Below are 20,881 nucleotides of genomic sequence, written 5' to 3' on the forward strand. Positions count from 1 at the left end.
CTCGATGACTCGACCCAACATCATCTTCATCATGTCCGACGACCATGCGGCGCACGCCATCTCGGCGTACGGCAGCAGGGTCAACCGAACGCCGAACCTGGACCGGATCGCCGACGAGGGGATGCGGATGGACGCGGTGTACTGCACCAACTCGATCTGCAGCCCGTCTCGGGCGACGATCCTCACCGGAACGTACAGCCACATCAACGGTGTCTCGTCGATCTGGACCGAGCTCGACTATCGCGTCCCCACGTTCATCGACGTCCTGCACCGCAACGGCTACAAGACGGCGATGTTCGGCAAGTGGCACCTCGGCGAGCACGGCGACTCCGTGCCGCGGAGCTTCGACGCCTGGAAGATCTTCCCCGGCCAGGGCGACTACGTCGACCCCGAGATGATCGACCGGGAGGGCGCGCACACGGTGCCGGGATACGCGACGGACATCGTCACCGATCTGTCGATCGACTGGATCGACAGCCTCGAGCGGGACGAGCCGTTCTGCATGATGGTGCACCACAAGGCCCCGCATCGCCCGTGGATCCCCGACGAGAAGCACAAGCACCTCTACGCCGACGGGAGCATCCCCGAGCCGGCGACGTTCTTCGACGACTACGCGACGCGAAGCAAGGCGGTCCGCGGCGTCCGGATGACGATCGCGGACGACATGGGCGCCGACGACCTGAAGATGGAGGTCCCTGAGCACCTCCGCGGACCCGAGAACCGCGCTGCCCGGATGAGCTGGAAGTACCAGCTCTACATGCGCGACTACCTCCAGTGCATCCAGTCCATCGACGACAACGTCGGCCGGCTGCTGGATCACCTCGAAGAGACTGGGCAGGCGGAGAACACGCTCATCGTCTACACCTCCGACCAGGGGTTCTTCCTGGGCGATCACGGCTGGTTCGACAAGCGGCTCATGTTCGACCAGTCGCTGCAGATGCCCATGCTCGTGCGCTGGCCCCAGAGGATCGAACCGGGAAGCCGGTGCGAGGCCATCATCACCAACGTGGACTTCGCCGCCACGTTCCTGGACGCCTGCGGCATCGACCCGTCGGAGCTCTCCACCTCTCAGGGACGCAGCTTCCTCCCCCTCCTCCGGGGCGAGCAGCTTGCGGACTGGCCGGACGCCATGTACTACCGCTACTGGGAGCACGACGACCCGATCCACGCCGCTCCGGCGCACTACGGCATCCGCACCGACCGGTTCAAACTCATCTACTACTACGGCGCGGGCATGGGGGTTCCTGGCGCATCCGATCGCATCATGCAGCCGGAATGGGAGCTGTACGACCTCGAAAGCGACCCGACGGAGGTCCGCAACGTCGCCGACGACCCCGGCTACGCTGACGTCCGCCGGCAGCTCGAAGCGAAGATGGCCGAGTACCAGCGGCACTACGACGATGAGCCTTACGTCGGCCCGGACACCCCGCAACCCGTCTGGGGACCGTACGACGAAGCCCTCTTCGAGCGCGTGCAGCAGTACGTAGAGCTCGTGAGGTCGTCCAGCTGAGCCGGGTCAGGCCTGAAGGGACTCGAGAAGGGCGTCGACCTCCGAGAAGTCGTCGTCCTCGTCGTTGGCGACCTGAAAGCGCTCGACGCCTTCCCACGAGCATTTCAACGATCCGAACGCTTGCCAATAGGCGTCCCAGTCGTCGAGCTTGATGCGATCGCGAGCGTTGGCCCGCTCGATGAGACGTCGTTTGACGGTCGCCGGCGAGGCGACGACCTGGATGACACGGACGGCCACCTCCGGCCAGCGAGCCCCCGCCATGGCGGTGCGGAGGTAGCCGGGGTCCGAGAGGTAGGCGACGAACGGGGCATCCAGGACCACCGGGTGGCCGAGGCTCAGATTCTGGCCGGCGACCGCGAACAGCGCCTCGTATTCGAGCGGCATGACCCGGCGGAGGTAGACGTCGTTCGATTCCCGGTCGGAGGCGTTCTCGCCCAGCGCCTCGAGGGCGACCCCGACCAGCGGGCCGGCCAGGACATCCTTGTCCAGGTAGAGAGCGCCCGTGTGCTCGCTGATATGGCGGGACACCGTCGATTTGCCGGACCCGGCCCCTCCGAGAGTGATGTATGCGGCGGGCCGCGCAACGGGGCTCATCGTGGACGGCGGGCCCGCTCGATCGCGGCGACGAAGTCCTCTGCGGCCTTCGTGACGCGCTTCACGTCACCGTCGGTCCGAGCGGCCTTCGTGATCGCGCTGCCGACGCCGACAGCGACGACGCCGGCGTCGAACCATTCACCGACGTTCGCCGTGGTCACGCCCCCGGCCGGGACGAGCGGGATGTGAGCGAGCGGAGCGAGGACCGCCTTGGCGTAGGGGATTCCGCCCGCCTCGGTCGGGAAGAGCTTGACCAGATCCGCTCCGGCTTCGGCGGTGTTCAGGATCTCGGTCGGTGTGTACGCACCGCTGATCGTGGCCACCTGGTAGCGATTGGCGACGCGGATCATCTCGGGGTTCAGGTTGGGGCTCACGAGGAATTGCGCGCCGGACTGGATGCTCGACCACGCGGCGTAGCCGTCGAGGACCGTACCTGCGCCGATCGTGACGCCTCGGCCGGCGAAACGTTCGGTCAGCCGCTCGATCACCTGCAGCGCGCCCGGGATCGACAGTGTGATCTCCAGTGCGCGGATCCCGCCGTCGACGGCGGCCGAGGCCACGTCGAACGCTTCCTCCGCATCGTCCAGGCGGACGATGAGCACGGCGCCGGAATCGCGGATGGTCGTCAGGGTGTCGAGTTTGTGGAACACGCGACCAGTAAACACTCGTGGAAGGCAAAATGCAACCGATCTCAGCAACCGATCTCATTTTGCCATCCGCAGAGGGTTGACATTCGAACTTCATGACCCTAACGTGGCTGCAACCGATCTCAGCAACCGATCTCATTGGAGAGATTATGTATCGAAAGCGATGGGGCTTTGCCGTCGCGGCTGCCGCGACTGCAGCAATGGTGCTCGCTGGATGCTCCCCCACATCCTCGCCTGCCGAATCGAAAGGACCGGTGACGCTCTCGTACTGGGACTTCATCGATCCCACTCAGGACAACCCGCGCTCTGCCGCGTTGAAGGAGAACATCGCCGACTTCGAGAAGGCGAATCCCGACATCAAGATCAACCTGTCGGTGGTGTCGCTGGGTGACATGCTTTCTCGGCTGCCGCAGGCTGCGGCGGCGGGCACTGCGCCCGACGTTTTCAAGATGTTCTCGCCCGTGGTTCCTCAGATGGCCGCTGCGGGTGCGTACTCGCCACTGCCCGCCGACGCCTCGAAGATCACCGACTGGCTGCATCCCACCGGCAATCTGGCGGGGCCGGACGGGAAGCAGGTGGCGGAGCCGTATGAGTACCGCACCTGCACGCTGTACTACAACCAGAAGATCCTGAGTCAGATCGGGGCCACGGTTCCGACGACATACGACCAGGTCGTCGATGTCGCCAAGAAGGCCGCCGCCGCCGGGTTCACCGGGTTCGGAACCGGATTCTCCGACACCGACAACTCGGCCGTCATCGGCACCTTCTTCGATTGCTTCATGAACCAGATCGGTCAGCAGCTTCAAAAGGACGGGAAATACGACTTCGCCACGTCCAAGGGCGATGCGTTCGGCAATTTCCTCGCCGACCTCCGGGATGCGAAGGCTCTCGGTAAGAACGTCGTCTCCGACACGTACAGTTCGGTCGCCGATGGGCTCGCCAATGGGACCGTCGCGATGGCGGTGCTCGGTACGGAGCGGATCGTGACGTTCGGCAAGACCGCACCCGACGTGAAGTGGACCTCGCTTCCCACAGCCTCCAGCGGTGGCACGACGGGGACCACCTTCGGCTGGACCCTCGGCATCGGTGCCGGCAGCAAACATGCCGACGCCGCCTGGAAGTTCATCCAGTACATGACGGGCCCGAAGGCCGGCGCGGTCATGGCCACCGGCGGTGAAGTGCCTCCGCGTGCGTCGACCTACAAGCAGTCGTTCTTCTCCACCCCGGCGGCGAAGACCATCAACGACATCTCTGCGTACGTCAAGAGCAACAGCAAGCCGCGCAACTATCCCGATAACTGGAACACGTTGTCCACCGGTCTGGCCAATGCAGGGCAGGCTCTGATCCTGAAGGGCATGTCCGGCAGCCAGTTCATCACGTCCGCGCAAAACGCCGGAAACAGCAAGTAGCTCTTCCGGCCCGACCAACTCGGGGAGCCGGCGGCCGCCGGCTCCCCGAGGAAAGCAGGACACCATGTCAACGACGAGCCTCTCGTCGCGCAGCTCCGTTCAGCAGCCTCCCCGGCCACGAGAGCCGGCCGGCCGACGACGGAGGAGAGACCGCACGCTGTGGCTGTACGTCACTCCCGTTTGCGTCGTCTTCCTCTTCGTCTTCGTCGGGCCTCTCTTCTACACGGCGTGGACCGCCCTCCACGAGACGACCTATTACCAGATCGGAAAGTTCAGCGGGCTCGACTCCTTCGCCTCGCTCTTCTCCGACCCCAACCTGGCGAACAGCATCGGGATCACCGTCGTCTTCTCGCTCGGCGCGATCGTGATCGCGCTGCCCGCCGGGCTGTTGTCGGCGATCGTCCTGAACAATCTGCACCGGTTCAAGCGCACTGTCCGCAGCCTGTTCCTCCTGCCGTGGCTCTTGTCCCAGGCGACAGCCGGAACGATGTGGGTCTGGTTCCTCAACCCGAACTACGGACCGGGAAGCGCCATCACCGAAGCTCTCGGGTTCGGCCCGTCCGACGTCTTCTCGACGACGGGAGGCGCTCTGGTCGCCGTGACGCTGATCACGGCATGGTGGTCGTATCCGCAGGCCATGCTGCTCTTCCTCGGTGCCCTTCAAACCGTGCCCAAGGAGCTCTACGAGAGCCTCCGGGTCGACGGCGGCGGCATCTGGCGCAGCTTCCTCAACGTCACCCTGCCCTATCTGCGGAACACGATCGTCTCGGTGGTGGTCGTGCTCCTCATGCTCTACGTGCAGATGGTCACGATCATCCTCGTGACCACGCGCGGGGGCCCGCTCCGGGCCACCGAGACGCTCTCGATGCGCGTCTTCAACCAGGTCTTCCAGCAGTACAACCTGTCCGGCGCATCCGCGACAGCAATACTCCTCTTCGCCATCAACGTCGTCCTCACGCTGATCGCCTTGCGCTTCCGACGGAGGGAAAGCTTGTGACCACGTCAACCACCGCTCGCCGCGGCACCCGGTGGGGCGCCGTCCTCCGGGGCGTCCCGAGATGGCTCTTCATCGTCCTCTCGGCCCTCGTCGTGCTCCCGCCTGTGGCCTGGATCCTCTCGACTTCTCTGAAGCTTCCTGCCGACACCATCCAGTTCCCGCCGAAGTGGATCCCGGACCCGTTCTCTCTCGCGAACTACTCCGGCATCTTCACACCGACGAACATGCGGTTCTTCATCAATTCGCTGGTCTACTCCTGCGGTTCGATCATTCTCGCGCTCGCGATCTGCATCCCCGCGGCCTACGTCGCGACCCGGTACCGCAGTCGTCGCATGGAGACCGTGATGACCGGCATCCTCGTCCTCTCCATGGTCCCGGCGATCGTCGTCTTCATCGCCCTGTATTCCATGTTCGTGAAGACGGCGCTGATCAATACGTATCCGTTCCTCATCGTGGTGTACGCGGCGATCATCTGCGGGCAGACCATCCTCTTCATCCGCAACTTCATCGAGAACATTCCTCTGGAGATCGAAGAAGCCGCGGCCATCGACGGGTGCTCGCGGCCGCAGATCCTGTGGCGCATCGTCCTCCCCCTCATCCGCCCCGGCATCGCCGCCATCGCCATCTTCATCTTCGTGTTCGTCTGGAACGACTACCTCGTCGGAACCGTCCTCGCCACGACTCAAGACATGAAGACGGTCCAGAACGGCATCGTGCAATACCTGCAAACGGGATACGGCGCCTTCTGGGGCCTCTTCGCAGCCTTCGTCACGGTCGCCTTCATTCCCGTCCTCGCGCTGTTCTCGCTGTTCCAGCGCTGGTTCATCGCGGGGCTGACATCCGGTGGGGTGAAGGGATGACCGAGGCGGCACGGGTGGCCGTCATCGGGGCAGCAGGCTGGGCCGGGAGCCGTCATGCACACGCCTTCCACGACATCGGCGCCCGCGTGGTGGCGCTGGTGGACCCGAGCCCGCGCACGGCCGAGCTCGCACGTGAAGTCGGTGCCAGGGTGCTGGAATCCGCGGATCGGCTCGACCCGTCGGAGGTGGACCTCGTCGTGGTGTCCCTGCCGAGCAGTATGCAGCCGGCCGTGACGGCGGAGCTGTTGCGCCGAGGGCTGCGCGTCCTGGTCGAGAAGCCGGTCGGCTCCTCGCTCGCGAACGCCGAGCCGTTGTCCGGCGTGGAGGACGTCGACCAGAACCTCATGGTCGGGTACACGCTCCATCACCATCCCATCGCCCGGAGGCTGGCGGAATGGATCTCGTCCGTGGACGTGATCAGTGTCAGCGTTCGGTCGGCGGCTCGCAAGCTGACCGTCGACTCGTGGCGTGCCGCGCCCGACGAGGGCGGTGTCGCCGTCGTCAACGGCATCCACGCCATCGAGTATGCGGCGTCCCTCTTTCCCGGTGAGGCGACCGTGCGCTCCACCTACGTCAGCGAGGAGTTGCACCGCGCCGGCGTCGCCGACTACACCGCCACGACGCTCACCTTCGACGACGGCCCGCTCCTCAGGCTGGAGACGTACTGGAACCCGTGGGAGCACACGACCGGCCTCAATCGCAACGATTGGTCCCTCGAGATCGACGTCATCGCGCACGAGGGCCGGCGACTCTGGTCCAACTGGTCATACCACGAGTGGGATCGGCACGGGTCGGAGACGGTGCGGCACTTCCCCGAGATCGACCTCTTCCGCGCACAGGCGGAGGCGGCGCTCCTGTTCGCCGGAGGCGGGCCTCCGACGGTCGGGTACCGGCAAGCGCTGCGAGCGACGGAGATCGCGGACGCGATACTGACAGGGGTGCGAGAGCGGATATGAGCAGAGCAAGAACAGTGATCATCGGGGCCTCCCACTGGCACCTCCCGCTCTGCGCCCAGGCGATCGCGGATCGGCACCAGGTGCTCGGCGCCTCGGACCCTGATCCCTCCCGGGTCGACGGCCTGAGCCGGCTGTGGGGTGGCACGCTGCACTCCTCCTGGGAGGAGCTGCTCGCCGCCTACGACGACATCGAGCTGGCGTACGTCTTCGCACCCCACGACACGATGCGCTCGGTCTGCCTGGCACTGATCGAGCGCGGGATCCCCCTCGTCGTCGAGAAGCCCGCCGGCATCGCCCTCCGTCAGGTGGAGGAGATCCGGCAGGCCGCCGAAGCGGCCGGGGTGCCGATCGCCGTCCCTCTCGTGCAGCGCGGCGGCCCCGTGGAGCACTGGCTCGGCAAGGCGGGAAGCTCCGTCTACGAGAGCACTCAGTTCATCGCCGGACCCCCCGGCCGGTACCTGGTCAACGGCAATCCGTGGATGGTGGAGCTCGAGCGCGCCGGAGGCGGGTGCATGATCAATCTGGCGCCCCACTTCGTCGACCTGTTCCTGCAGTCCTCCGGAGCTCGAGAGGTCGCCGTGACGGCGGCGATCTCCGCCACGCTCCATGGCGGGGAGGTCGAAGACTACGCCTCGCTCACCCTCGCCACCCCCGACGGGCGAGTCGCGACCGTCCAGGTGGGTTACGCCTTCCCGGCCTCGCCGCTGAAACGCCACTGCGCGTATCTGCGGATCGGCGCCGAGGGAACGGCGACAATATGGTCGGATGGGCGCGCGTCGTTCACATCCACCGGCGGTGTCACCGAGACAGCGCAGTTCGACGTGGACAGCGACCCCCTGTACGAACGGTTCGTCGACAGGGTGGCGGACCAGCTGACCTTCGGGTTCGCGGGCCTGCCGGGGATTCGCGATCTGGAAGCGACCATGGCCATCATCTGGGATGCGTATTCGAAAGCGGGACGAGGGAGTATCGGTGTCCAATCACAGCATTGACGAAGTGGCGGCCGCGGCCGGCGTGCACCGTTCCACGGTCTCACGCGCGTTCTCGCGTCCCGAAGCTGTGAAGCAGGAGACCCGGGATCACATCCTCGAGGTCGCCGCATCGATGGGCTACACGATGAGCCCGCTCGCGCAGGCGCTCCGGACCAAGAGCAGCACCCTGGTGCCGCTGATCGTCCCGGACATCACCAACCCCTTCTTCGCAGAGCTCGCGAAGACGATGACCGCCGTCGCCCGGGAGCGCGGGTACCAGCTGGTGCTGTGCGTCACCGAGAACGATCCCGGGGCGACCGCCGGATACCTTCACGCGATGCAGTCGATGTACGCCCCGTTCGGGGTGATCGCACCCTCGACCCGGGTGGACCCCGCCGAATTCGAGCCGTTCGGCTTCGGTAACCGCCTGGTCGTCATCGACCGCATCGAGTCGGACGTCCAGGTGCCCACCGTGACCGTGGACAGCGCGAAGGGGATCGAGCTCGCGTTCGACCACCTGCTGGAGCTCGGCCACACCTCGATCGCCTACGTCTCGGGCATTCCCGGAACGCACACGGCCGCCGACCGGCGCGCCGCCTACCAGGACCTCACTGCGCGGCATGGGATGACCCCGATCGAGCTGGACAGCGATATCGGCGCCGAAGCCGGAGTGCGCGCCGCACAGGAGCTGGCGACGATGGACGACCGGCCCTCAGCGGTGATCGCGGCGAACGACATGGTCGCGTTCGGCGTCATCAGCGCACTCGGCGCCTACGGCCTCTCCGTGCCCGATGACGTCTCGGTCGTCGGCTACGACGGGCTTCCCCTCGGTGCGCACATCAACCCGCCGCTGACCTCCGTGCGACAGCCGATCGCCGAAATGGGCCGGATCGCCATCAGCCTGGCCGAGCGCGCCTCCCTGAACGGCGAGGTCGAGCACGTGATCCTGCAGCCGGAACTGCTCATCCGCTCCTCGACGAGGTCTGTGCGATGAGCTCGACACGGATGCCAGGACTCCAGTACGTGGACCATGCCGCCTACACGGTTCCGGATCTCGACGAGGCGGTGTCGTTCTTCGTCGACGTTCTCGGGGCGGAGGAGCTGTACCGCTCCACACGCGGCCCGGACGCGGCGTTCATACCGGCCAACTTCGACGTGCCCTCCGATGCCGCCCTCGAACTGTCGATGCTGAGGATGCCGCCCAATCTGAACGTCGAGCTGTTCCAGTGGCAGACCGCGGACCGGCGAACCGAGCATCCCCGGCACAGCGACCGTGGCGGCCATCACCTCTGCTTCGCCGTGGAGGATGTGGACCGGGCCGTCAGCCACCTGGAGCAGATCCCCGGCGTGCGCATCCTCGGCGAACGCAAAGAGGTCGGCGGGGACAGTCCCGCCGTCGCGGGCAACCGCTGGATCTACTTCCTCACCCCGTGGGGTCTCCTGATGGAGCTGGTCGACCGCTCCCGCGTGCAGAGCCCCCCGGACTTTGTCGGACCGGCGGACTGGAACCGCCCGATCGAAAGAAGAACCACCTCCTCATGATCATCGCCGGACACACGCTCGGAACGCCGGGCATGACACTCCAGGAAGCGATCCGCCTGTTCAAGACGGCAGGACTGGACGCGGCGGAAGTCATCTATCAAGACGGGTACCCCGCCGCGATCTCCCCCTCGGACACGAAGTCGGCGCAGCACGCAGCTGCTGTCGCCCGCGATGAAGGCCTCCCCATCGTCGCGCTGACCCCCTACACGACAAGCATCAACAGCCTCGACGCGAAGAGCCGGCAGGCCGGCATCGACGAGTTCCGGGGATGCATCGACGCGGCTCACGAAGTGGGCGCCACGCGCGTCCGGGTCTATGCCGGTGCCTGGCAGCCGGGTTCCCCCGAGTACAGCGCGCACTGGGAGCGGCTCAGCTCGGCGCTGAGCGTCCTGGCGGTCGACGCGCAGCAGGCCGGCGTGGTGCTGTGCGTCGAGAACCACTTCGGAACCATGACGCAGACCGCGTCGGACACCGCCCGCCTGGTTCGCGAAGTGGACTCACCGGCCGTGCGCGTGCTCTACGACCAGGCCAACCTGACGTTCACCCACGACGAGGACTGGACTCAGGCCTTCGCCGTTCAGGGCGACCTGATCGGCCACGTCCACGTGAAGGACCTCGTCTTCAAGGACCGCAACGCTCCGTTCCGGGCTTCGGACACCGCGCGGGTCAAGGCAGATGAACGCGCGATCCGCTCCCGTGTCGTCGGCACCGGCATCGTGCCCTGGGCGGACATCATCCACGAGCTCGCGCGCCGCGGATACGACGACGTGCTGACCCTCGAGTACGAATACCGCTGGCACCCGCAGGATCTCCCTGAACCCGCGACGGGATTCGCCGAATCCGCCCGGGCGGTGCGCGCGATCCTCTCCGCGGTGGTGTCCCCGTGACCGCTGCGCCGCTCCGTGTCGGTGTTGCCGGCGTCGGCAACATCGCGACCATCGCGCAGCTGCCGACCCTCGTGGCCCGCGACGATGTCGAGCTGACGGCCGTGGTCAGCCGCAAAGCGGACCCCCAGCCGCTGATGCGCCGGTGGGGCTTCGGGCGGGCCTATCCGACCGTCGACGCGATGCTGGAGGCGGAGACCCTCGATGCGGTGTTCATCCTGACGCCGCGTTCGGAGCATGTGGAGGCCGCACGTTCCGCCTTGGCGGCCGGAGTCGACGTCTTCTGCGAAAAGCCGCTGGCCACCCGTGCCGAAGACGCACTGTCCCTCGCGCAGCTGGCGGATGACGGCGGCCGCATCCTGATGGTGGGATTCAACAGGCGCTTCGCCCCCGTCTACGAGGCCGGCCGCGAAGCATTCGGCGCGCGCGGCGCATCCTTCTGCGTCGCGCAGAAGAACCGGGCGGGCTCCGAATACCGCGCGACGTTCGAGAACGCCATCCACATGGTCGACCTCCTGCGCTGGTACTGCGGAGGCGAACCGGTGGAGGTGGACGCCCACGCCGCCGGGGACGACCCGTGGCAGGAGGACGGAGTCAGTGCGCTCATCCGCTTCGACAGCGGCAACACCGGCGTGCTGATGGCCGCGCGGAACGCAGGCGCCTGGAGCGAGAAGCTCGATGCCTATGGCGACGGCGTGACGGCGACCATCTCAGCCCCCGACAGCGTCGCGATCACGCGCGACGGCCGGACGACCGTCCGGGAGATGTCAGCGGAGGCGTTCGGGTGGGCCACCGCGACGCAGACCTTCGGCTTCGCCGGAGCGGTGAACCATTTCCTGGATCGGGTGCGGGATCGGCAGCAGCCGCTCACCTCGGGTGCGGAGGCGGCCAAGACTCAACTGCTGCTGGATCGCATCCTGTCGGCCGCAGGGTTGCCGGTCGAAGAACAACCGGGACGTCTCTGGTCCAGTCACGCGAAGAAGTAGCAGGAGAGGAACCCACCGTGTCCATGCAGGACAACATCGTCGTCGTCACGGGTGCGAACGGCGGCATCGGCCGCTCGATGGTCTCGGCCTACGCGGAGAGCGGGGCGACCGTGATCGCTTCGGATCGCGGCGGAGAGAGACCAGAGGCCGCCGCCGCCTACTACGACCTCGACGTGACGGATGAGCAAGCGACGGCAGCCGCGATCGCCGACGTCATCGCCCGCTTCGGCCGGATCGACGCCCTGGTGCACGCCGCCGGAGTGCTGGGGGAGACCCCCGACCCTCTGAAGACCAGTACGGCGGAATTCGCACGGATCATGACGATCAACGCGACCGGCACCTTCACCGTCGTCCGGGAGACCGCGCAGGCGATGCTGGATCACGGGATCAAGGGGACCATTCTGCTCTTCTCGTCGGTCGCGGCGAAGGAGGCCCGGCGGACCTATCTGCCGTACAACGCGAGCAAGATCGCCGTCCTCCACATCATGTGGTCCATGGCGCAGATCCTGGGACCGTCCGGCATCTCGGTGAACGCGATCACCCCGGGTCCGGTCGAGACGAACATGTGGGCTCAGCTCGCCGAGGCATCCGGCGACGCACCCGACTCGGCCGCCCGCGCACGAGCAGAACGAGCCGCCCAGCTCCCGATGCAGCGATTCGCCCGGCCGGATGAGGTCGCGAGTGCTGCGCTGTTCCTCACGGATCCTCGGAATCGCTACATCACCGGCGTCAGCCTCGACGTCGCGGGCGGTGCCCACCTCGGCATGGGGACGTAACGCCGCCGGAGCGCCGGCGCTGTCTGCGGTGTCTCGGAACGTCTGCGGTGCGGCGCGCCACCGCAGACGTTCCACAACGCAGCACTCACGCCGCACCGGACGGATCGAGCGATCGGGCGTACTCCCGGGAGAGTACGGGCGGGTACTCTCCGCGCCGCATGACAGCGTCGCCGCAGGCGGACAGAATGGTGCGTGAACGGTGCGATCCGCCGAACGAAAGGGGACACCGATGTCCACACCTCTGAACGCATCCCCCGTCCTGGTGCGACGATCCCGAGAAGCGCTCAGCACGCTCGCAGTGCAGTTCCTGCTCGGGATGGGCGCGAACCTCATCGGCAGCCCGGAAGAGAACGCCGGCGGTGCCCGGGTCGTCGCGGGCATCATCCTCGGTCTCCACGCCCTCGTGGGCATCGGGGTCATCGTCGTGGCCGTGCGGGTCTGGCTGGCGGCCCGGCGCGAGGGCGTCGCGCAGACGGCCGCACTCTGGGCGTTCATCGTGATCATCCTCACGTTCCTCGTCGGGGTCGGCACGATGTTCACGGGCAGTGGATGGATGTCGTTCCTGATGGCGCTCGGGTTCGTCGTGGCCGCGGCGCTCTACGTCGTCATCGGCGCGGGTGCCCTCCGTCGGCAGCGTTCCTCCGTCGCGAGCTGACGGCGAGCCGACCGGCAGCCGACGATTGCGCAGGGAGGCCGGGAGGCCGGCAGGCCGGGATTGCCGTGAGGCCGGATGAGACGGTTCTCATCCCGGTCTCCTCCTCGTCTCATGGGTGGCCGACAGGCTCTTTCCACAGGCCGCAACTTGGCCGTACGTCAACGGAAAGGTAACCTCCCCCGAAATGAAGACGCTCACCAAGATCATCGTCGCCAGCACCGCAGGCATCCTCAGCGCGGGCCTCGCCACGGCCGGCGCCTTCGCCGCCACCGGGGCTTTCTCCGTTCAGGACCAGGCGGGCGCTGCGATCGCGGCCCACGGCGTGACCGGCGCGGCGAAGAGCGCTGCGCAGTCGGCGGCGGCCACGGCGGAGCAGAAGGCCGCCGCGCTCCGCGGCGAGGTTTCGAAGGTCGCCGGCCAGGCGCCGGCGGTTCCCGCGCTGCCCACGGCCATCCCGTCCGGCGTTCCGGCCGTTCCCGGTGTTCCGTCCGTCCCCGGCGTCACGACCGGCTCGGGCACCGTGAGCGGCTCGCTGTCCGGCACGGCCGGCTCCGTGACCGGCTCCGGTACCGCAGGCGCGACCGGCGCGGCGGGCACCTCTGGTGCGAGCGCGACGGGCGACGCCGCCGCGACCGTGGTCGCCCCTCCGGCGGCCGTCGACGTGCGCGGCAGCGGTTCGGCGACGCTCGGCCACTGAGCGGTTCCGCTGAGCGGTCCCACCGCGGTTCGGGGCGAGGAGGTTCGGGTTCCTCCTCGCCCCGTTTCTCTGTCTTCCCCCTCTCGTCTGGCTTCGCCCGCCTCGCCTGGCTTCGCCCGCCTCAGGCGATGAGGCGGTAGCCCATCCCGCGAACGGTCTCGATCCGTTCGGCGCCGATCTTGCCGCGCAGGTAGCGCACATACACGTCGACCACGTTCGATCCCGGGTCGAAGTCCAGCCCCCAGACCCGGCTGAGCAGCTGCTCGCGACTGAGCACCTGTCCGGCGTGGGTCAGCAGCTCCTCCGCGAGAGCGAACTCCCGCGCCGACAGATCCACCGCGGTCCCGGCGACGGTGATGCGGCGGGTGCGGACGTCCAGGACCAGATCCCCGGCGCGCAGCACATCGGCCGCCTCCGGTCGCGCCGCCTTCAGCCGCAGCCGGATCCGCGCGAGCAGCTCGTCGAACCGGAAGGGCTTGGCCAGGTAGTCGTCCGCGCCGCCCTCGAGGGAGCCGACGACATCGCGCCCGCCGGTTCGGGCGGTCAGGACGATGACGACGAGTGGATGCCCCTCGCCCCGGACCGCCTCGAGCACGCCGAAGCCGTCCAGCCCCGGGAGCCCGATGTCGAGGACCAGCAGGTCGTGCGCCCCGGTCCGCACTTCGTCCAGCGCCGCGAGCCCGTCGGTCACCGTGGTGACGGTGAAGCCGGCCGACCGCAGCCCCTTCTCCACGAAGGAGGCGATCCGGGGCTCGTCCTCGGCGATCAGGATGCGGCTCATGGCGTCTCCTCTGCGATGGATGGGGCCGGGCGGACGGCAGGCGCGGAATCGTCCACGGCGCCGGAGCCCGCGTCCCCGTCCCCGTCCCCGCACGGGATGCTGAGGGTGAACGTCGACCCGGCGGCCGAGCTCGTGACGTCCGCGGTGCCCCCGTGGGCGTGCGCGATCGCGGTGACGATGGCGAGCCCGAGCCCTGACCCCGAGGTCCCGCGGTTGCCGCCGCCACGCTGGAACCGCTCGAAGACTCTCGCCTGATCGGCCTCCGCGATGCCCGGTCCATCGTCGCGCACCCACGCCCGGAACAGCATCCCGGTCCGACCGTGGACGAGCTCGCTTCCCAGATGGATCGCTCCACCCGGCGTCGAGTACTTGGCCGCGTTCTCGGCGAGCTGGAGCCAGGCCTGGGTGATCCGGCGGGTATCGAGCGTCCCGTCGCCCTCTGCCGCCTGCTCGATCACCCACGGGCGGTCGGGTGCGAGGGCGGCGGCCTTGGCGGCGACCATCCTCGTCAGGTCGGCGAGGTCGGCCGGCGCCGTGTTCACGAAGCCCGGGCCGCGCGATTCGGCGAGCAGGGCGATGTCTCCGACGAGCTCGCTCATCCGGTCGAGCTCGTCGACGGCGAGCTCCCGCACGACCCGGACATCCTCGGGGTCGCTCGGATCGAGCAGCTCGAGGTGTCCGCGCACGATCGTGAGCGGGGTCTTCAGTTCGTGGCCGACGTCGTCCAGCAGCCGGCGCTGCGAGGTGAACGACTCCTCCAAGCGGTCCGTCATCCGGTTGAAGCCGGCGGCCAGGAGGGAGAGGTCGTCGCCGCCGCGGACGGGGATGCGCTGCCCGAGCTCCGTCGCCGAGAGGTGGTCCGCCGCCTCCCGGAGCTCCCGCACCGGGCGCAGCAGCCGCCCGGCGACGAACCAGGCGACGAGACCGATGAGGACGAGCGCGCCCGCGGCGAGGAACGCATAGGTCCGGAACGGGCTCGCGACCGCTGCGAGGACGCTGTCGAGGTCGTAAGCCGCGACGTAGAGGCCCTGCGCCGGTTCGCCCTTGACTGTCACCGGGATGATCGCGTAGCGCAGCGTGCCCTCGGCGGACTTCGCCGTGCCCATCACGACGTGGGTCGCATCCGCCTCGCGAGCGAACCGGGCGACGAGGCTCGTGTCCCGATCCATCCGGAACGGGAGGGTGCCGCCGGGGATGTACGCGGCCTGCCCGGCGACGATGCCGAGGGTGCTCTCGGAGGGGGCGGGCGCGGCCTGCTGGATGAGCGTGCGGAGCAGCGCATCCACTCCCTTCTCGTCTTCCGCCGGCGTCTGAGCCGCGACGGCCTTCACCTGGGACAGATTGCGGGACAGGTTCCCGTCCACCTCGGCCAGGGCCTGCTGGCGGAGCACGAAGAAGGTGGCTGCTCCCGCGGCGGCCAGCCCGATCCCCGCCGCGAGGACGATCGCCACGACGATCCGGGCCCTGACCGAGAACACGGCCCGCCGAGGGGGCTGCCCCATCGCGCGGCGCGGTCGGCGTGAGGGCATGACCTCATTATCCCGTGCCGGCCCGGACGACCCCGAGGCGTCGGCCGGCTACGGCACGTGCGCGAGCATGTTCTCGAGCGAATTGTGGAGGTGCACGGCCGTGGCCTGGCTGGCCAGCAGCTCGTCACCGGCGATGATCGCACCGACGATGACCAGGTGCTCCTGCGTGGCCTGATCGAGACGGCGCCGGTCCTGGCGCGAGATGCGGCGAGCCCGGGCCAGCTGCCCGCGCATGTCCCGGAGGCTCGCGGCCAGGTGCCGGCTGCCGGCGGCCTCCTCGAGAGCGCGGTCGAGGGCGTCGGCGAGCTCGTAGTACCGGCTGGTCCCGGCCTCGGAGTCGTGCGGAACGGCGCTCAGCAGTGCCGCGCGGAGCTCTTCGAAGCGTGCGGGGTCGCGCCGGCGGGCGGCGAGCCGGGCCGCCTGGGTCTCGAGAGCCTCCCGAAGCTCGAACAGCTCCACAATGTGATCGCGCGAGAGAGGTGCGACGGTGCTCGTGCGGCCCACGCTCGTGACGAGGCCTTCCGCAGTGAGGCGGGAGAGCGCCTCCCGCAGCGGGGTCCGTGAGACGCCGAGGCGGGCGGCGGTCTCCGTCTCGCTGATCCGCGTGCCCGGCTCCAGCGTCCATTCGATGATCTCGGCGCGAAGCCGCTTGTACGCCACGTCGCTCGCCCGGTCGCGTGCAGGCGGAGGGGAGACGGTCATCCTGGTGTCAGCTCCGGTTGCCGGCGAGCTCGAAGGTGTAGACGCGCTCGTCGAACGACGCGTAGCCCGCATAGTCCACGAGCTCGTAGAGGCGGGCGCGGGTCTGCATCTCCGGCACCCGGGAGGCCAGCGATCCCTCGGCGAGGATGGTGTCGAGGCCCCGCTCGGCGGCGCCCATCGCGAGGCGCAGCAGGGACACGGGGAAGATCACGAGGTCGACCCCGACGTCGGCGAGCTGCCGCGTCGTGAACAGGTCGCTCTTGCCGAACTCGGTCATGTTCGCCAGGATCGGCACGTCGACGGCGGCGCGCATCGCCGCGAACTCCTCGAGGCTCGCCATCGCCTCGGGAAAGATCGCGTCGGCTCCCGCATCCACAAGAGCCTTCGCCCGGTCGATGGCGGCCGCCATCCCGTCGACGCCGCGGATGTCGGTTCTGGCCATGATGAGGAAGTCCGGATCCCGTCGTCCGGCGACAGCCGCCGCGATCCGCTTCAGCGCCGTCGACTCGTCGACCACATCCTTGCCGTCGAGGTGCCCGCACCGCTTGGGGTTCACCTGGTCCTCGATGTGGATGCCCGCGACGCCCGCATCCTCCATCACCTGCACCGTGCGGGCGACGTTCATCGGCTCGCCGAATCCGGTGTCGGCGTCGACGAGCGTGGGCAGATCGGTCACACGGGCGATCTGACCGGCCCGCTGGGACACTTCGGTGAGGGTGGTCAGCCCGATGTCCGGGAGCGCGAGATCGGCCGACACCACGGCGCCGGACACGTAGACGCCTTCGAATCCCTTGTCCTGGATGAGCTTCGCGCTCAGCGGGTTGAACGCACCGGGCATCCGCAGCAGCTCTCCGGAGGCGAGCCCCTCACGGAACGCGCGCCGCTTCTCGCTGGCGGTGAGCTTCGAGTGCAGCATCAGAACAGTCCTTCCGGGGGAACGGGCAGGGAGCCTGGGGGCGCCACGACGTTCAGCAACCGCACTTCTCCGGCGGTGAGCTCGGGCAGTCGCTCGGCGAGATCGAGGAAGCGCTCGACCTCGGTGTAGCCGAGCACGCCGTCGGCGAGCGTGCGGAACTTGTGCACGTAGTCGGTGCGCGCGAACGGCTTCGCACCGAGGGGATGGGCGTCGGCGACGGCGATCTCCTCGACGATGCGGGTGCCGTCGGCCAGCGTCGCCTCCATCCGGCCGCCGAACGCCTGCTCCGCCGGGTCGGTGGAGTGGTAGCGGCGCGTCCACTCGGGGTCCTCCCGGGTGGTCACCTTCTGCCACAGGGCGACCGTGTCAGCGCGCCCGGCGCGCTCGGGAGCGTAGGCGCCGACGTGGTCCCAGGCGCCGTCCTGGAGCGCGACGGTGAAGATGTACGGGACCGAGTGGTCGAGCGTCTCCCGGCTGGCCGCCGGGTCGTACTTCTGCGGATCGTTCGAGCCCGAGCCGATCACGTGATGGGTGTGGTGGCTCGTCGCCAGCACGATCGACTCCACCTTCCCGGGGTCCCGCAGCTCGGGATGCTGGACGCCCAGCCTGCGCGCGAGGTCGATGAACGCCTGCGCCTGATACTCGGCCGAGTGCTGTTTGGTGAACGAGTCGAGGATGGCGCGCTTGGCCTCCCCGGGCTCGGGCAGGCTGACCGTGTAGCGCGCATCCGGGCCGTCGAGCAGCTGGGCGATGACCCCGTCCTCGCCCTCCCAGATGGGCGACGGCGACGTCTGGCCGCGGATCGCCCGGTCCACCGCCTCCACCGCCATCTTCCCGGCGAATGCCGGCGCGTACGCCTTCCAGGTCGAGATCTCGCCCTTGCGCGACTGCCGCGTGGCGGTGGTCGTGTGCAGGGCCTGCCCGATCGCCTGGAAGATCACCGACGGATCGAGGCCGAGGAGCGTTCCGATGCCCGCGGCGGCGCTCGGCCCGAGGTGGGCGACGTGGTCGATCTTGTGCGCGTGGAGGCTGATCGCCTTCGCGAGGTCGATCTGGATCTCGTATCCCGTCGCGATCCCGCGGACGAGGTCCGCACCGGAACGGCCCGCATGCTGGGCGACGGCGAGGAGGGGCGGGATGTTGTCGCCGGGATGCGAATACTCCGCGGCGAGGAAGGTGTCGTGGTAGTCGAGCTCGCGCACGGCGACGCCGTTGGCCCAGGCGGCCCACTCCGGCGAGACCCGGTCGGTCACTCCGAAGACCGCGGCGCCGGGGGTGGAGGGATGCGCGACTGCCTGCCCGCGGGCCGCGGTCACGGGAGCGCGCCCCAGCGAGGCGACGGCGACGGCGGCGTTGTCGATCACGCGGTTCACGATCATCTCGGCGACATCGCTGCGGACCGCGACCGGATCGGCGGCGACCTGGGCGATCCTCCACGCCAGTTGCTCCTCCTGCGGGAGCTGCTCGGAGCTTGCGTGGGTTCGGACTTCATAGGCCTTCATGCGATCAGTGTATACACAATCACCGCGAGCGGGTGAGTCGTCGGGGAAGTTGGAGGATTCTGTATACACAAGCTGCTGCTCCCGGAACGCTCACCGCACGCGCCCTGCAGGGACTACCGTTGGATGATGACCCCGACCGATTCCCCGCCCAGCGAGGCAGACGCCGAGCCGACCCCGACGACCTTCTCCGATCTGGGGCTCGATCCTGCCGTCCTCAAGGCGTTGAAGGATGTCGGCTACGAGACGCCGTCCGCCATCCAGGCCGCGACCATCCCCTTGCTGCTGGACGGGAGGGACGTCGTCGGCCTCGCCCAGACCGGTACGGGCAAGACGGCCGCGTTCGCGCTCCCGATCCTGTCGCGGCTGGACCTGTCGCAGAAGAGCCCGCAGGCGCTCGTGCTCGCGCCGACCCGCGAGCTGGCCCTGCAGGTCGCGGAGGCGTTCGAGAGCTACGCCGCCCACCTGAAGGGCGTCCACCTGCTGCCCGTCTACGGCGGACAGGGATACGGCATCCAGTTGTCGGCGCTGCGCCGGGGCGTCCACATCGTCGTCGGTACGCCCGGCCGCATCATGGACCACCTCGAGAAGGGGACGCTCGACCTGTCCCAGCTCAAGTACCTCGTGCTCGACGAAGCGGACGAGATGCTCAAGATGGGCTTCGCCGAGGATGTCGAGACGATCCTCGCCGACACCCCGGACGACAAGCAGGTCGCCCTGTTCTCGGCGACCATGCCGGCGCAGATCCGCCGCATCTCGAAGAAGTACCTGCACGATCCCGAAGAGGTCACGGTCAAGACCAAGACCACCACCTCGGCCAACACCACGCAGCGCTACCTCGTGGTGTCGTATCCGCAGAAGGTGGATGCGCTCACGCGCATCCTCGAGGTCGAGAACTTCGAGGGCATGATCGTCTTCGTCCGCACCAAGAACGAGACCGAGACGCTGGCCGAGCGGCTGCGGGCCCGCGGTTACTCGGCAGCCGCGATCAACGGCGACATCGCGCAGGCCCAGCGGGAGCGCACGGTCGACCAGCTCAAGTCGGGAAAGCTCGACATCCTGGTGGCGACGGATGTGGCGGCGCGCGGCCTCGACGTGGAGCGGATCAGCCACGTGGTCAACTTCGACATCCCCGTCGACACCGAGTCGTACGTCCACCGGATCGGCCGCACGGGACGCGCGGGCCGCAGCGGCGCCGCGATCAGCTTCGTCACGCCGCGGGAACGCCGGCTGCTGTCCGCGATCGAGAAGGCCACCCGTCAGCCGCTCGCCCAGATGCAGCTCCCGAGCGTCGACGACATCAACACCACCCGGCTCGCCCGCTTCGACGACGCGATCACGGAGGCGCTCCAGCAGGAGGAGCGGGTCTCCCGGTTCCGCGAGATCATCGGGCACTACGTCGAGCATCACGACGTGCCCGAAGCGGACGTCGCGGCGGCGCTCGCCGTCGTCGCCCAGGGCGACGAGCCGCTCCTGCTCAGCGCGGACGATGCGCTCAGCCGGCGCGTGGAGCGCGACTCCCGTGCCGACGACCGCTCGGGACGAGGGGATCGCGGCGATCGCGGCGATCGTGCCGGTGGCGCCGGCGGCCGGGACGACCGCGGACCGCGGGGCGACCGCGCGCCGCGCCGCGAGCGGAGCGACAAGCCGATGGCGCCGTACCGCATCGAGGTGGGCAAGCGGCAGAAGGTGGAACCGCGTCAGATCGTCGGCGCCCTCGCGAACGAGGGCGGCCTCAGCCGCGACGACTTCGGGCACATCCGGATCATGCCCGACTTCTCCATCGTCGAGCTGCCCGCCGACCTCCCCGGCGACACCCTCTCCCGCCTCACTGGCACGCGGATCAGCGGCAAGCTCATCGAGCTGCGTCCTGATCGCCGGGCCGCCCCCCGCCGCGACTCTCCGCAGTACGACGCCCGCCCCCCGAGAAAACCCCGCCACTCCTAACGCCCCCCTCGCTCCTGCCCGCG

The 20,881-nt window shown here is 68.5% G+C and carries 21 protein-coding genes; 14 read left to right on the plus strand and 7 right to left on the minus strand.

Annotated elements, in window-relative coordinates:
- Positions 1–4 precede the first annotated feature (4 nt).
- Entirely contained in the window at positions 5–1,510 is a 1,506-nt protein-coding gene (locus BM287_RS02675; protein WP_090035741.1) for a sulfatase family protein, read from the plus strand.
- A 6-nt stretch (positions 1,511–1,516) separates the two neighbouring features.
- Here the strand turns inward: BM287_RS02675 and BM287_RS02680 are convergent, their stop codons facing one another.
- Both BM287_RS02680 and eda read right to left on the minus strand, forming a co-directional pair.
- Positions 1,517–2,104, minus strand: coding sequence for a P-loop nucleotide/nucleoside kinase family protein (locus BM287_RS02680; protein WP_090035744.1), 588 nt, complete (start codon positions 2,102–2,104; stop codon positions 1,517–1,519).
- On the minus strand, positions 2,101–2,754 hold the full coding sequence (eda, locus tag BM287_RS02685) for a bifunctional 4-hydroxy-2-oxoglutarate aldolase/2-dehydro-3-deoxy-phosphogluconate aldolase (protein ID WP_090035746.1): 654 nt from the start codon (positions 2,752–2,754) through the stop codon (positions 2,101–2,103). Before eda ends, BM287_RS02680 begins: the two co-directional genes overlap by 4 nt.
- Before the next feature lie 251 nt (positions 2,755–3,005).
- On the opposite strand from eda, the gene BM287_RS02690 reads away from it, so the two are divergent.
- The 12 genes from BM287_RS02690 (at position 3,006) to BM287_RS02745 (ending at position 13,484) form a co-directional block, all read left to right on the plus strand.
- On the plus strand, positions 3,006–4,160 hold the full coding sequence (locus BM287_RS02690; protein ID WP_244527839.1) for an ABC transporter substrate-binding protein: 1,155 nt from the start codon (positions 3,006–3,008) through the stop codon (positions 4,158–4,160).
- Between the two features lie 64 nt (positions 4,161–4,224).
- Complete coding sequence (locus BM287_RS02695; RefSeq protein WP_090035749.1) at positions 4,225–5,157, plus strand: carbohydrate ABC transporter permease; 933 nt, start codon at positions 4,225–4,227, stop codon at positions 5,155–5,157.
- On the plus strand, positions 5,154–6,017 hold the full coding sequence (locus tag BM287_RS02700; protein ID WP_090035750.1) for a carbohydrate ABC transporter permease: 864 nt from the start codon (positions 5,154–5,156) through the stop codon (positions 6,015–6,017). Before BM287_RS02695 ends, BM287_RS02700 begins: the two co-directional genes overlap by 4 nt.
- Positions 6,014–6,973, plus strand: coding sequence for a Gfo/Idh/MocA family protein (locus BM287_RS02705; RefSeq protein ID WP_090035752.1), 960 nt, complete (start codon positions 6,014–6,016; stop codon positions 6,971–6,973). Before BM287_RS02700 ends, BM287_RS02705 begins: the two co-directional genes overlap by 4 nt.
- The gene (locus BM287_RS02710; protein ID WP_090035753.1) at positions 6,970–7,965 is read left to right on the plus strand and encodes a Gfo/Idh/MocA family protein; all 996 of its coding nucleotides are present in this window, start codon (positions 6,970–6,972) and stop codon (positions 7,963–7,965) included. Before BM287_RS02705 ends, BM287_RS02710 begins: the two co-directional genes overlap by 4 nt.
- On the plus strand, positions 7,946–8,938 hold the full coding sequence (locus BM287_RS02715) for a LacI family DNA-binding transcriptional regulator (RefSeq protein ID WP_090035755.1): 993 nt from the start codon (positions 7,946–7,948) through the stop codon (positions 8,936–8,938). Before BM287_RS02710 ends, BM287_RS02715 begins: the two co-directional genes overlap by 20 nt.
- A complete protein-coding gene (locus tag BM287_RS02720; RefSeq protein WP_090035756.1) occupies positions 8,935–9,486 on the plus strand; it encodes a VOC family protein in 552 nt (183 codons plus the stop codon). The genes BM287_RS02715 and BM287_RS02720 overlap by 4 nt, the downstream gene beginning before the upstream one ends.
- A 32-nt stretch (positions 9,487–9,518) precedes the next feature.
- Complete coding sequence (locus BM287_RS02725) at positions 9,519–10,373, plus strand: sugar phosphate isomerase/epimerase family protein (protein WP_244527840.1); 855 nt, start codon at positions 9,519–9,521, stop codon at positions 10,371–10,373.
- Entirely contained in the window at positions 10,370–11,356 is a 987-nt protein-coding gene (locus BM287_RS02730) for a Gfo/Idh/MocA family protein (RefSeq protein ID WP_090035760.1), read from the plus strand. Before BM287_RS02725 ends, BM287_RS02730 begins: the two co-directional genes overlap by 4 nt.
- Positions 11,357–11,379: 23 nt before the next feature.
- On the plus strand, positions 11,380–12,132 hold the full coding sequence (locus BM287_RS02735) for an SDR family NAD(P)-dependent oxidoreductase (RefSeq protein WP_244527860.1): 753 nt from the start codon (positions 11,380–11,382) through the stop codon (positions 12,130–12,132).
- 229 nt (positions 12,133–12,361) lie between these two features.
- The gene (locus BM287_RS02740) at positions 12,362–12,787 is read left to right on the plus strand and encodes a hypothetical protein (RefSeq protein WP_090035763.1); all 426 of its coding nucleotides are present in this window, start codon (positions 12,362–12,364) and stop codon (positions 12,785–12,787) included.
- Positions 12,788–12,971: 184 nt separating this feature from the next.
- The gene (locus tag BM287_RS02745; protein ID WP_090035766.1) at positions 12,972–13,484 is read left to right on the plus strand and encodes a hypothetical protein; all 513 of its coding nucleotides are present in this window, start codon (positions 12,972–12,974) and stop codon (positions 13,482–13,484) included.
- A 121-nt stretch (positions 13,485–13,605) separates the two neighbouring features.
- Here the strand turns inward: BM287_RS02745 and BM287_RS02750 are convergent, their stop codons facing one another.
- Genes BM287_RS02750 through BM287_RS02770 form a run of 5 tightly spaced genes read right to left on the minus strand, consistent with a single transcriptional unit; the run spans position 13,606 to position 18,914 of the window.
- Positions 13,606–14,265 carry a response regulator transcription factor gene (locus BM287_RS02750; RefSeq protein WP_090035768.1) on the minus strand — a complete coding sequence of 220 codons (660 nt, stop codon included), beginning with the start codon at positions 14,263–14,265 and terminating at the stop codon, positions 13,606–13,608.
- On the minus strand, positions 14,262–15,794 hold the full coding sequence (locus tag BM287_RS02755; RefSeq protein ID WP_090035770.1) for a sensor histidine kinase: 1,533 nt from the start codon (positions 15,792–15,794) through the stop codon (positions 14,262–14,264). The genes BM287_RS02750 and BM287_RS02755 overlap by 4 nt, the downstream gene beginning before the upstream one ends.
- A 48-nt stretch (positions 15,795–15,842) precedes the next feature.
- The gene (locus BM287_RS02760) at positions 15,843–16,496 is read right to left on the minus strand and encodes a GntR family transcriptional regulator (RefSeq protein WP_090035772.1); all 654 of its coding nucleotides are present in this window, start codon (positions 16,494–16,496) and stop codon (positions 15,843–15,845) included.
- Positions 16,497–16,503: 7 nt separating this feature from the next.
- Positions 16,504–17,412: a methylisocitrate lyase gene (prpB, locus tag BM287_RS02765; RefSeq protein ID WP_090035774.1), complete on the minus strand. Its 909-nt coding sequence runs from the start codon at positions 17,410–17,412 to the stop codon at positions 16,504–16,506.
- Positions 17,412–18,914, minus strand: a complete 1,503-nt coding sequence (locus BM287_RS02770; RefSeq protein ID WP_090035776.1) for an MmgE/PrpD family protein — start codon at positions 18,912–18,914, stop codon at positions 17,412–17,414. The genes prpB and BM287_RS02770 overlap by 1 nt, the downstream gene beginning before the upstream one ends.
- A gap of 126 nt (positions 18,915–19,040) precedes the next feature.
- Here BM287_RS02770 and BM287_RS02775 point away from each other — a divergent pair, with 126 nt between their 5' ends.
- Positions 19,041–20,858 (plus strand): DEAD/DEAH box helicase, encoded by a 1,818-nt coding sequence (locus BM287_RS02775; RefSeq protein ID WP_090035777.1) that lies wholly within the window; start codon positions 19,041–19,043, stop codon positions 20,856–20,858.
- Positions 20,859–20,881 lie beyond the last annotated feature (23 nt).

This window comes from Leifsonia sp. CL147 (assembly GCF_900114565.1).
Taxonomy (GTDB): domain Bacteria; phylum Actinomycetota; class Actinomycetes; order Actinomycetales; family Microbacteriaceae; genus Leifsonia.